This window comes from Microbacterium umsixpiens, from assembly GCF_053543675.1.
Map to the genome: position 1 here is coordinate 1 of NZ_JBLVOH010000242.1, position 11,876 is coordinate 11,876.

Consider the following 11,876-nt stretch of genomic DNA (forward strand, 5'->3'; position numbering starts at 1 on the left):
GCAGCTCGCCCTCGGGGCCGAGGATGCGCAGGGCGGTCTCGTGGATGTGCACGTCGAGCTCGGACCAGAACACCTTGTTGATGCTGCCCTCGGCGCCGACGGATCCGCCCTCGAGCAGGGTGCTGACGGTCTGCCACGTGAAGAGCCGGTACGCCTCCGCGCCGATCCACGCATCGACCACGGCGTCGTCTTCCGACACCGTCCCGTGTGCGGACTGCAGGGCGATCAGGCGCTCGGTCGCGGCGAGGAAACGGCCGGGCGCGCGCAGCGAGAGGCCGCGCTCGTTCCCTGCGGTGCTCATCGCCACGCGCCAGCCGTCGCCGGGAGCCCCCAGCACGTCGGCATCGGGCACGAACACGTCGTCGAAGAAGATCTCCGCGAAGCCCGTGGTCCCGTCGAGCTGCGCGATCGCCCGCACGGTGATGCCCTCGGCATCCATCGGGAACAGGAAGTACGTGAGCCCGTGGTGCCGCAGGGCTTCGGGGTCGGAGCGGAAGAGCCCGAAACCGCGATCGGCCCAGACCGCCCGCGAGCTCCAGATCTTCTGACCGTTGAGCACCCAGCCCCCACGGGCCTCATCGCGGCGGGCGGTGCTGCGGATCGCGGCCAGGTCGCTGCCGGCACCCGGTTCCGACCAGGCCTGTGCCCAGATCAGAGAGCCGTCGGTCATCGGGCCGAGGAACCGCTCGTGCTGCTCGGGGGTGCCGTGCTCGAAGAGGATCGGCGCGAGCAGCGAGATGCCGTTCTGGGCGACGCGTGTGGGGGCGCCGGCGCGGTAGTACTCCTCCTCGAAGAGCACCCACTCGGTGATGCCGACGTCGCGGCCGCCGTACTGCTCGGGCCAGGACACGACCGACCATCGGCCGGCGGCGAGCGTCGCCTCCCACTCCCGGTGCGCGGCGAAGCCGGACTCGGTGTCCATCGAGGGCAGCGGGGTCGGCGGGACGTTCTCTGCGAGCCAGGCACGTGCCTCTGCGGCGAACGCCTGCTGCTCGGAGGTCAGGTCGAGGTTCACGGCGTGGCCCCCTTCGTGTCGGCTTTGATCGAGCGCACGTCGACCCCGCCGAGGGAGTCGCCGCCGACCTCGGCGTTGTGCGCGTGTGCGGCGTGATGCAGACCGAACACCGAGTCCATTCCGGCCCGCATCCCCTGCAGGTCTTCGGCCTGGTTCACGGCCTTCTTGGTCAGAGCGAGTCCGAGGCGCGGCATCCGTCCGATGCGCTCCGCGATCTCGAGGGTCCGCTCCTCGAGCTCGTCGAGGGGAACGACGTGGTTCACCATGCCGAGCTCGTGCGCGCGGGCGGCCGGCATCCGGTCTCCGGTGTAGAGCATCTCCTTCGCGGCGCGGGGATTGGTCACCCACGGGTGCGCGAAGAACTCGACGCCGGGGATGCCCATCGACACCACAGGGTCCTGGAAGAAGGCATCGTCGGCGGCGATGATGAAGTCGCACGACCAGGCGAGCATGAGACCGCCGGCGATGCACGCGCCCTGCACCATCGCGATGACCGGCTTGGGGATCTCGCGCCAGCGCCGGCACATGCCGAGGTACACCTCGGACTCGCGTGCGAAGCGGGAGTCGACGCCCTGGGCGCCCACGTGGTCCCACCAGATGACGGCCTTGCGTTCGAAGCTCCGGTCGATGTCGCGCTCGGGGGTGCCGATGTCGTGACCCGCGCAGAAGTGCTTGCCGTTGCCGCCGAGCACGATGACTTTGACGGCGTCGTCGTCGACGGCGCGGGTGAAGGCGGCGTCGAGCGCATAGGTGACCCGGGAGTTCTGCGCGTTGCGATACTGAGGGCGGTTCAATCGGATGATCGCTGTCGACCCGCGCACCTCGTAGGTGACCACGGCGTCGGCGGATTCGACGGTCATGACGGGTTCCTCTCTGAACTCCAGCAGTCAACCAAACAATCGCTTGGTTTATTGATACTATACGTGAACGGCAAGCCGAAGACCACGACTCGATGAGGAGCACAGATGGACGCGACGCAGCACGACGCGGATGAGCGGTTCCGTGCCGAGATCCGCGGATGGCTGGACGAGAACCTCACCGGCCGCTTCGCCGATCTGCGCGGCCGCGGAGGCTCCGGACGTGAGCACGAGGACTTCGAGGCACGGCTCGAATGGAACCGCCACATGGCCGCCGCCGGATGGACGTGCGTCGCGTGGCCCGTCGAGCACGGCGGCCGCGGGCTCAGCATCGCGCAGCAGGTCATCTTCCATGAGGAGTACGCCAGAGCGGATGCTCCGGCCAGGGTCAACCACCTCGGGGAGGAACTGCTCGGACCGACCCTCATCGCCCACGGCACCCCCGAGCAGCAGGCCCGCTTCCTCCCGGGCATCGTCGCGGTCGAGGAGCTCTGGTGCCAGGGATACTCCGAGCCGGGCGCCGGGTCCGACCTCGCCGCCGTGTCGACCAAGGCGCAGCGCGTGGGGGAGGAATGGTCGATCACGGGACAGAAGGTCTGGACCTCGCTCGCGCAGCACGCCGACTGGTGCTTCGTGATCGCGCGTACCGAACCCGGCTCCGCCCGCCACCAGGGGCTGTCGTACCTGCTCGTGCCGATGGATCAGCCGGGCGTCGAGGTGCGGCCGATCCTGCAGCTGACCGCGACCAGCGAGTTCAACGAGGTCTTCTTCGACGATGCCCGCACCGCGGTCGACCTGGTCGTCGGCGGCGAGGGCAACGGGTTCAAGGTCGCCATGGCGACGCTCGGCTTCGAACGTGGCGTGTCAACCCTGGCCCAGCAGATCGCATTCCGCCGGGAGCTGGATGCCGTGATCGACACGGCCACCCGAACCGGCGCGATCGACGACGCCGTGCTCCGCGACCGGCTGGTGCGCGCCCGGATGGAGCTCGAGGTGATCCGCCAGCATGCCCTGCGCACCCTGGGTGGCGAGCAGGGCGACAGTGCCTCGGTGACGAAGCTGCTGTGGTCGAACTGGCACCGCTCGCTGGGTGAGCTCGCGATGGACGTCGCCGGCCCCGCGTCCCTCCTCGTCGGGGCGGACTACGCGCTCGACGACCTGCAGGCCCTGTTCCTGTTCAGTCGTTCCGACACCATCTACGGCGGTTCGGACGAGATCCAACGCAACGTCATCGCCGAGCGCGTGCTCGGCCTGCCCCGAGAGGCCCGCCCATGAGCTCCACCGCCCCCGAGTACGTTCCCGGCCACGGTCTTCTGACCGGCAAGCGCATCGTCATCACCGCCGCCGCGGGTGCCGGCATCGGCCAGGCCGCCGCGATCCGCTGCCTGGAGGAGGGTGCTGCGCTCGTCGTGCTCGGTGACACCCACGCCGGTCGCCTCGCCGAGACGCAGCAGGAGCTCGGCGACCGCTTCGGCGCGGACCGGGTGCGCACGGCCGTGTGCGACGTGACCGTCGAGGACCAGATCACCGCCTTCCTCGACCTCGCGGAAGAGGGCGGGCCCATCGATGTCATGATCAACAACGCGGGCCTGGGCGGCTCGGTCTCGATCCTCGACATGACCGACGAGCAGTGGGGCAAGGTCCTCGATGTCACGCTCACCGGCACCTTCCGCTGCATCCGCGCCGTCGGCCGGCGCATGGTCGCCGCCGGTACCGCGGGGGTCATCGTGAACAACGCCTCCGTCATCGGCTGGCGCGCCCAGGTCGAGCAGGCCCACTATGCCGCAGCCAAGGCGGGGGTGATGGCGCTCACCCGCAGTGCCGCGATGGACCTCGCCCCGCACGGCATCCGCGTCAACGCCGTCTCGCCGAGCCTGGCGATGCATCCGTTCCTGGAGAAGGTCACCTCTCCCGAGATGCTCGAGCAGCTCAAGGCCCGCGAGGCGTTCGGGCGGGCGGCGGAACCCTGGGAGGTCGCCAACGTCATGGTGTTCCTCGCCAGCGCATACTCCTCATATATGACCGGCGAGGTCGTCGCCGTCAGCAGTCAGCACGCGTGAGTTCAGAGAGAAGGAAGAACATGGCAGAGGCATACATCGTCGACGCGGTCCGTTCCCCGGTCGGCAAGCGCGGCGGCTCGCTCTCGGGCATCCATCCGGCCGACCTCGGGGCGCACAGCCTCAAGGCGCTGGTCGAGCGCACGGGCATCGATCCCGGCGCCATCGACGACGTCATCATCGGCGCGACCGACACGATCGGCGGGCAGTCCGGCAACGTCGGGCGCTCGGCCGTGCTGGTCGCCGGCTTCCCCGAGCACGTGCCGGGTGTCACGATCGACCGGCAGTGCGGGTCGAGCCAGCAGGCCGTGCACTTCGCCGCGCAGGCCGTGATGAGCGGCGTGAACGACCTGGTGATCGCGGGTGGGCTGCAGAACATGTCGCAGCTGCCGATCTCGTCGGCCATGGTCGCCGGAGAGGCCTACGGGTTCACGACGCCGTTCGCCGAGTCGCCCGGCTGGCAGGCACGCTACCCCGACCAGGAGATCTCGCAGTTCGTCGGCGCCGAGATGATCGCCGAGAAGTGGGACATCTCCCGCGAGGAGATGGAGCAGTTCGCGCTGGAGAGCCACCAGCGTGCGGCGGTCGCCCAGGACGAGGGCCGCTTCGCGAACGAGATCGCCCCGTTGAACGGACTCGACCACGACGAGGGTGTGCGCCGCGACACCTCGCTCGAGCGCATGGCGGGGTTGCAGACACTGACCCCGGGCGGGCGGCTGACCGCGGCCGTGGCCTCGCAGATCAGCGACGCCTCCAGCGCGGTGCTGATCGCGAGCGCGCAGGCCGTGAAGGACCACGGCCTCACGCCGCGGGCGCGCATCCACCACATGTCGGTGCGTGGCGACAGTCCCGTGTTCATGCTCACCGCGCCGATCCCCGCGACGGCGTACGCCATGGAGCGCTCCGGGATGAAGGTCGACGACATCGACCTGTTCGAGATCAACGAGGCCTTCGCCTCGGTCGTGCTCGCCTGGCAGCAGGAGACGGGTGTGCCGCGCGAGAAGCTCAACGTGAACGGCGGCGGCATCGCCCTCGGGCATCCGATCGGAGCCACCGGCACCCGGCTGATGACCACGATGCTGAACGAGCTGGAGCGCACCGGCGGCCGCTACGGCATGCAGGTCATGTGCGAGGGCGGCGGTCTGGCGAACGCGACGATCATCGAGCGTCTCTGACGACGGCGGACTGGGCTCGGGGCGGGGCGTGTGCTTTCGATCGCAAGCCCGCAAAAGGTTCCATCTCGCGGAGAGGTCTGAAGAGTCGTCACATCGACGGGTCTTGAGCCTCGTCTGGATCGGGTGTGCGTAGCGCCTCCCAGGATGCGGGTCGTGCTCGGCTAGAATCACTCTGTCTGCACGCATCCAGACGGCGCAATTCTTTCACCGAGAGGAGGTCCCAGATGGCGACCAACGATCAGGTGAAAGCGCTGGTCAAGAGCCATGCGGATGGTGATGACCCTCAGTTCTACGCCGTTGCGATGCAGGTCGCGGCTAAGGCCGCGCGGACGGGGCAGTCGAAGTTTGCCCAGGAGCTTCGGGATCTGGTCAACGGTCTGCGCGAGCGGGCCGGAAACAAGGCTCGGGTGGCATCGATCGTGCCGTTCGCTCAGCCCAAAGGTGAGCTCGGCGCTCTCCTTAGCGTTTCGTACCCCGACGCGCGCCTCGGGGATCTCGTACTCGCTGACAAGCTTGCAGAGCGGCTGAAGCACGTCCTCCTTGAACAACGGCAGCGCGATGCGCTCGCGAAGCATGGCCTGACGCCCGCACGCAGAGTGCTGCTTGTGGGGCCTCCGGGGACTGGCAAGACGTCGACCGCTCGGGTCGTGGCGGGCGAACTCGGGCTGCCGCTTTTCTCGATCCGGCTGGACACGGTGCTGACTAAGTTTATGGGCGAGACAGCGGCGAAACTGCGGCTCGTGTTCGACGCGCTGTCTGAGACCCGCGGCGTTTATCTGTTCGACGAGGTAGATGCGCTCGGCGGTGATCGCGCCGCGCAGAACGATGTGGGAGAGATTCGTCGAGTGCTGAATTCCTTCCTCCAATTTCTTGAAGAAGACACTTCTGAGAGCATCATCATCGCGGCGACCAATCATCCCGCTCTGCTAGACAACGCGTTGTTCCGTCGTTTCGACACAGTTATGGACTTCTCCTTACCTGACGACGCATCCGTGCAAAGGGTCATCAAGAACAGGCTGTCGTCGTTTTATACAGGTAATCTCAGCTGGCCGCGGATCGTGCCGGCTGCCCGCGGGCTGAGCCACGCCGAGATTTCGACCGCAGCGGAGAACGCGGCGAAGCGAACGGTGCTCAGCAATCGCATTCGAGTTCGCACCGACGATCTCGTTACTGCTTTAGAGGAGCGCCCCCGTCCGCTCCGCTCGTCTGATGTGGCCCGTTCTTAGGCATGGTTGAACGCGACCGCCCCCACATTGTCGTGGCGACGCCGCCCTCGACCGAGTCTTTTACGCTCGCCGGGCAAGGTGGCGGGAGCGACAAGCCCGGGTTTTCGGGCGACCGCAAATCTCACAGTGAACGGTTGGCATCAGAGCTCGAAACCGCATGGGAACCACCGGCCGACGAGGAAGCTCAGTCCACTGGGACGTACATCACGTTCGTGTCCTTCCCCGGGCTCGAACTCGCGATCGAGAGCCTGGAGTCTTTAGCCGCGGGCGAGCAGCCCGAACTCGTCGCCGTGCGCGAAGTTGACGGTCCCGCGGGCCGAGTGCTCGAAGCAACCGTCTTCGTCCCAGTAGGCAAGAAGGAGTACTTCCTTCGCAAGCTCGAGAAATATGTCGAGTCGGTCGCTCAGGGAAGCGCCAAGCCGAGCAACGCCACCCTCATGGAGGGGATTGCTTCCATCCGCAGGGCCACGATTCGCGAACTATGGACAGATCCTGACGACCAGTTTCCGACGGATGAGAACCAGCTCTGTTGGTGGGAGATCTGGCTTCGCCGAACGGACGGCAAAGAGCGTGAGCGGCTGGGCGCATACGCCCGCCAGCACGACCTGACGACGAGCGATCACTACCTAGGTTTTGGTGAACGCACCGTGATTCTCGTACAGGCAACTGCGGCTCAACTCGCCTCGACGTTCCGGGCGGTCGACGACATCGCCGAGCTGCGGCGCCCGCATGAGGTCTCCAGCTTCTTGCCCGAGCTCTACGCCTTCGAGCAAAAGGAATGGGTGCAAGACCTTCAAAGTCGAGCATCTGCGGCCGCGGATGGGGCGCCGGTGGTGTGCATCCTCGACCGCGGCGTTCAGGCAGACCATCCACTGCTCGACGACTCCCTGGCACAAGACGATCTGCACGCCGCAGACCCCGCGTGGCGGAAGGACATCGCCGTGCATTCGCACGGCACCGAGATGGCAGGCCTGGCGCTATACGGCGATCTGCAAGCTGCGGTTTTGGATCTCCAGTACGTGCCTCTGCAGCATCGCCTCGAATCGGTGAAGCTTTTGCCCGATAGCGGCGACAACGCGCCCGACGTTTACGGTGCGGTGACCGCACGAGCGGTGGATCAGCCGGAGATCTCCGCTGCCGACCGCAAACGAGTATTCATGCTTGCTGTGACCGCGACTGCCGGCGCGGGGGAGCCAATCGGGGACGCCTCCGGCGCTCATCCAAAGCAGGAATCGGGCCGCCCTACGGCCTGGTCGGCAACGGTCGATGCGCTGACCTACGGACGTGCGATCGACGACACGACGCCACAATTCACCTACCTGGATCGAGAGGAGCAGCGGCGCCCGAGGCTCTTCATCGTCTCTGCTGGCAACATTCGCGACATCCGTGCGGAAGACGACCACCTCGACCGAAGCGACGCCGAAGCGGTCGAGGACCCGGCTCAGTCGTGGAACGCCCTCACTGTCGGTGCCTACGCCGAACACGACGCCATGGATCATGCGCTTGGCGTGTTCGCCGGCTACGTGCCGATCGCTGCTCGAGGAGAGCTGTCGCCGACGAGCCGAACCTCGGTATCTTTTGATCAGAAGCGTTGGCCCTTCAAGCCTGATGTGGTCGCCGCTGGAGGCAACCTCGCCCGAACTCCCGATGGCACCGATGTCGACAGCCCGGAGAACCTCGCGATCCTCACCACGAGGCTCCAGCGACCGGGCGAGGGCTATTTCGCCACTACCCGTGACACATCTGCCGCCACTGCTCAGGTTGCGGCCATCGCCGCCGACATCTATGCCGCTTACCCCGATCTTCGCCCGGAGACTGTGCGCGCACTGATCGTGCATTCGGCAGAGTGGACCGATGCGATGCGATCCCGCGTCGACGACGCAAGGACAAAGGCGGACGCCGTCAACCTGCTGCGACGTTACGGAATGGGTGTGCCGAGCCTCGAACGCGCGACGCGTAGCGCGTCGAACGCGCTCACTCTCGTCGCAGAGTCGGCCATTCATCCGTACGAGCGCGAGGGGCAGTCAAGTAGCGGCAAGGCGCGGGAGATGAACCTGCACGAGCTTCCATGGCCAATCGAGCAGCTCACGGATCTCGGTGAGACTCAAGTGCGTCTGCGCGTTACGTTGTCGTACTTTGTGGAGCCCAATCCCTCGAGCCGTGGCTGGGCTGGACGGTATGTGTATCCGTCACACGGGCTGCGCTTCTCGATGAGGCGCCCGGAGGAGAGCGTCGTTTCATTCCGCCAGCGCATCAATACGCAAGCGCGAGACGACGGGCAGAAGCCGTTGTCGCTGGCAACTGAGAAGGGGTGGCTGTTCGGCAGCGACCAACAGAAGTCTGCCGGTTCGATCCACACCGACATTTGGACGGGCTCGGCTGTCGACCTTGCAAGCAAGGAAGCGATCGCGGTGTATCCGGTCCTCGGCTGGTGGAAGAATCGTCCTAAAATGGACCAGAGTGATCTAGGTGTTGACTACTCGCTCGTGGTCAGTATTGAGTCCCCAGAAGTCGAAGTGGATCTGTGGACTCCCGTTGCGCAGCAGGTCGCCGCAACCGTCATCGAGGTGTAATGATGCCTGCGGAGGGGACCCCGGTCGGGGTCCTTTTTGTATTGACACGGACCTGTCGAAGTGGTTCTCCAAGCGGCGACTCAGTCGATCAGGCAGGATGCCGCGGCGCGCAGCTGCGCGACGGCGTCCCGCACCACACGGTCGACGAGCTCCTCGCAGCTGGGCAGGTCGTCGATCATGCCGACCACCTGACCGGCCGCGAGCATCCCGGCGTGGGTGTCCCCGTCGACGAGACCGGCCTTGAGCAGCATCGGGGTGTTCGCGGCGAGGGTCATCTGCGCCCACGAGCGCCCGGTCGCCTTCTTCATCGAGACAGCATCCTTCACCATCTGCGGCCAGCTCAGCCCCGACATCTTCTTGAACTCGAGGGAGCGCCGCAGCGTCGGCCCGAGTCGCGTGAGAGCGTTGCCGCCTTCGAGGCCTTCGACGAACTCGGTGCGCAGCAGCCGGTGCGGCATGCCGTCGGCCTTGGTCGTCACGACGGTGCCGTCCAGACCGAAGCCGAGGTAACGCTGCTTGATCGCCTCGGGCACCGAACTGTCGCTCGTGAGCAGGAAGCGGGTCCCCATGCCCACCCCCGCGGCACCGTAGGCGAGTGCGGCGGCGAGGCCGCGGCCGTCATGGAAACCGCCGGCCGCGATCACCGGGATGTCGACCGCGGCGACCACCGAGGGCAGCAGGATCGAGGTGGGTACGGCGCCGGTGTGGCCGCCGCCCTCTCCGCCCTGGACCATCACCGCGTCCGCGCCCCACGCCGCCACCTTCTCGGCATGACGCACCGCGCCGATCGAGGGGATCACGACCACGCCGTTGTCCTTGAGGCGTTCGATCAGTTCGCGGCGGGGAGCGAGGGCGAAGCTCGCGACCTTCACCCCGTGCCGGATCAACAGCTCGACACGCTCGGTCGCGTCGCCGGCATCCGCACGCAGGTTCACTCCGAAGGGGCGATCGGTGCGCTCGGCGACCTCGATGATCTGCCGCTCGAGCTCGTCGTACGTCATGGTCGCCGACGCGAGGATGCCGAGGGCGCCGGCTTCCGCAGTGGCGGAGACCAGGCGGGCTCCGGCGACCCACCCCATGCCGGTCTGCACGATCGGGTGGTCGACGCCGGTGAGTCGCGTGAGCGGTGTGGCGAGTTGCGGGGGAGTCGTCATGATGCGGTCACCTCTCGGTCGCGGAGTGCGCGCGGGTCCAGTCGCTCGCGCACGAGGCGGAGCTCTTCGTCGGTGGGAAGCCGGGTCTCGGAGACGCCGGTGGGGATGTGCAGGGGGAAGTCGGTGGCATCGACGACCCGGTCGAGTGTCACGCCCGGATGAAGGCTCGCGAGCGCGACCGCACCGTCCGGTCCGGTGAAGTCGAGCACGGCGAGGTCGGTGACGATGCGGCGAAGATCCTGGAACCGGTCGGCGCCGTTCGCCCGCGCGCGAGCCGGACCGACCCCCGTCACCACATCGACCTGATCCACGAACACGCGGGGACCGTGCCGGGCGATCCAATAGCTGGTGGCGTGGTTGACCGTGTTGGTGGCCGCCGCGCGGGCACCGAGCAGCTGCCGGGTGGGGTGTTCGCGGTCGCCGATCGCCGAGAGGTTCTGGTTCCCGTGCCGGTCGATCTGGGCTGCTCCCATGACCACGTGCCGACGACCCCGGGCGATCAGCTCGAACAGCCGCGCGTACGGGAACGGCGCCTCCGGCTCGCGGAAGGGCTCGTCGACGGCCGGGGTGTCGGCATACAGCGTCGCCTCACCGTCGCTGAGCAGGAGCTCGGGCGCGTGGGTCAGCCGAGCGAGCCGTGCGCCGATGGTCGGGACGACGCCCACCGTGCTCGCGAGGATCGCGCCCGCCCCGCGGAACAGGTCGCTGCAGGCGACGACGGCGACCTCGGCGCGGGTGGCGGTCATGATGCCGCCTCGGCGTGGAAGGCGGCCACGGCCGCGCGGTAGGCGTCATCGTCGACGTCGAGGAACCGGGCGCGGAAGTCGGCCCAGGCGCGGGGCGACGCGGCGGCCTCGACGTACGCCCGTTGCAGCCGCTCATCGCGGGAGGAGTGCGGAGGGTGCGCCGTGAGCCCGGCTCCGCCCGGCGACGCGACGATCAGGTCGGTGAGCGTGCGGTCGAGGACGGATGCCGTGGGCCCGGCATCCGCGAGCAGCTCGGCGGTGTCCACCACGGCTTCGACACTGACCACGGTGCGCGCCGCCGCCCCCGCGAACAGGTCGTCGAAGAAGAGGTCGGGGCCGAGGCAGACGGCCGTGCCCGCGGCATCCGCGCGGTCGAGGTGGAGCACCGCGAGATCGAGGGGCACGGCGGGCATCGCGACCAGCACCTCCGCGTCGGCGTAGGGGGAGGTGATCGTCTGGATGTCCGGGTTGCGGGTCACGGCGTCCGAGCCCGCTCCGGACCGGGTGATCTCGAACGGGAGTCGCCGGGAGGCGGCCCGGAGTCCGGCGACCAGCATCCCCTCGTCGTACTCGACGTTGCGTACGGAACCGGACTGGCGGGCGGCCGCGAAGTGCGGATCGATCGCGATGCTGTCGAGCGACACGAAGCCGTGCACCACCTCGGCCGCCTGCCCGGTGGCGCACAGGATGCCGACGTCGGGGCCGCCGAAGCTGACGATGCGCAGGTCGCGAGCGCCCGACCGCACGATCTGGCGCACCAGCGCCATCGGCTTGCGGCGGGAGCCCCACCCGCCGATCCCGATCGTCATCCCGTCGTGGATCAGCGAGGCGACCTCCGGGAGAGGGGAGGCCACGATGGTCATGTCGACAGGTTCTCGCCGGTCGCGACGAAGGCGTCGCGGTGCTGATCCGCGACTCCGGCGAGGTTGAGCTCGAACGTGAAGCCCTGCTCGAACCGGTAGCTGCGGTTGACGTCGATCGGGTCGATGCCGTTCAGCGCCTCCTTGGCTGCGCGGATGACGCGCGGATCCTTGGCTGCGATCTCCTCCGCGATCGCGAGCGCGGCGTCGTCG

At 67.7% G+C, this 11,876-nt stretch carries 10 protein-coding genes and 1 pseudogene; 5 read left to right on the plus strand and 6 right to left on the minus strand.

What is annotated here, in order from left to right; all coding sequences use genetic code 11:
* Both ACNPM4_RS20115 and ACNPM4_RS20120 read right to left on the minus strand, forming a co-directional pair.
* On the minus strand, positions 1–1,015 hold a 1,015-nt coding region (locus ACNPM4_RS20115; RefSeq protein WP_448986949.1), incomplete at its 3' end, for an acyl-CoA dehydrogenase family protein.
* A complete protein-coding gene (locus ACNPM4_RS20120) occupies positions 1,012–1,875 on the minus strand; it encodes an enoyl-CoA hydratase (RefSeq protein ID WP_448986950.1) in 864 nt (287 codons plus the stop codon). The genes ACNPM4_RS20120 and ACNPM4_RS20115, both read right to left, overlap by 4 nt.
* 105 nt (positions 1,876–1,980) lie before the next feature.
* On the opposite strand from ACNPM4_RS20120, the gene ACNPM4_RS20125 reads away from it, so the two are divergent.
* The 5 genes from ACNPM4_RS20125 to ACNPM4_RS20145 all read left to right on the plus strand — a co-directional run bounded on the left by ACNPM4_RS20125 (position 1,981) and on the right by ACNPM4_RS20145 (position 8,903).
* Positions 1,981–3,147 carry an acyl-CoA dehydrogenase family protein gene (locus ACNPM4_RS20125; RefSeq protein ID WP_448986951.1) on the plus strand — a complete coding sequence of 389 codons (1,167 nt, stop codon included), beginning with the start codon at positions 1,981–1,983 and terminating at the stop codon, positions 3,145–3,147.
* Positions 3,144–3,932, plus strand: coding sequence for an SDR family oxidoreductase (locus ACNPM4_RS20130; RefSeq protein WP_448986952.1), 789 nt, complete (start codon positions 3,144–3,146; stop codon positions 3,930–3,932). The genes ACNPM4_RS20125 and ACNPM4_RS20130 overlap by 4 nt, the downstream gene beginning before the upstream one ends.
* A 20-nt stretch (positions 3,933–3,952) precedes the next feature.
* Positions 3,953–5,104 (plus strand): acetyl-CoA C-acetyltransferase, encoded by a 1,152-nt coding sequence (locus ACNPM4_RS20135; RefSeq protein ID WP_448986953.1) that lies wholly within the window; start codon positions 3,953–3,955, stop codon positions 5,102–5,104.
* A gap of 224 nt (positions 5,105–5,328) precedes the next feature.
* On the plus strand, positions 5,329–6,330 hold the full coding sequence (locus tag ACNPM4_RS20140; RefSeq protein WP_372467435.1) for an AAA family ATPase: 1,002 nt from the start codon (positions 5,329–5,331) through the stop codon (positions 6,328–6,330).
* Between the two features lie 2 nt (positions 6,331–6,332).
* Entirely contained in the window at positions 6,333–8,903 is a 2,571-nt protein-coding gene (locus ACNPM4_RS20145) for a S8 family peptidase (RefSeq protein WP_448986954.1), read from the plus strand.
* A gap of 80 nt (positions 8,904–8,983) precedes the next feature.
* Here ACNPM4_RS20145 and ACNPM4_RS20150 read toward each other — a convergent pair whose 3' ends face one another.
* The 4 genes and pseudogenes from ACNPM4_RS20150 to ACNPM4_RS20165 all read right to left on the minus strand — a co-directional run.
* On the minus strand, positions 8,984–10,057 hold the full coding sequence (locus ACNPM4_RS20150) for an NAD(P)H-dependent flavin oxidoreductase (protein ID WP_029262110.1): 1,074 nt from the start codon (positions 10,055–10,057) through the stop codon (positions 8,984–8,986).
* Entirely contained in the window at positions 10,054–10,803 is a 750-nt protein-coding gene (locus tag ACNPM4_RS20155) for a CoA-transferase subunit beta (protein ID WP_448986955.1), read from the minus strand. The genes ACNPM4_RS20150 and ACNPM4_RS20155 overlap by 4 nt, the downstream gene beginning before the upstream one ends.
* Positions 10,800–11,666, minus strand: a complete 867-nt coding sequence (locus tag ACNPM4_RS20160; RefSeq protein WP_448986956.1) for a CoA transferase subunit A — start codon at positions 11,664–11,666, stop codon at positions 10,800–10,802. The genes ACNPM4_RS20155 and ACNPM4_RS20160 overlap by 4 nt, the downstream gene beginning before the upstream one ends.
* Positions 11,663–11,876 (minus strand): annotated as a pseudogene (locus ACNPM4_RS20165) (enoyl-CoA hydratase); the annotation flags it as partial. The gene ACNPM4_RS20160 and the pseudogene ACNPM4_RS20165, both read right to left, overlap by 4 nt.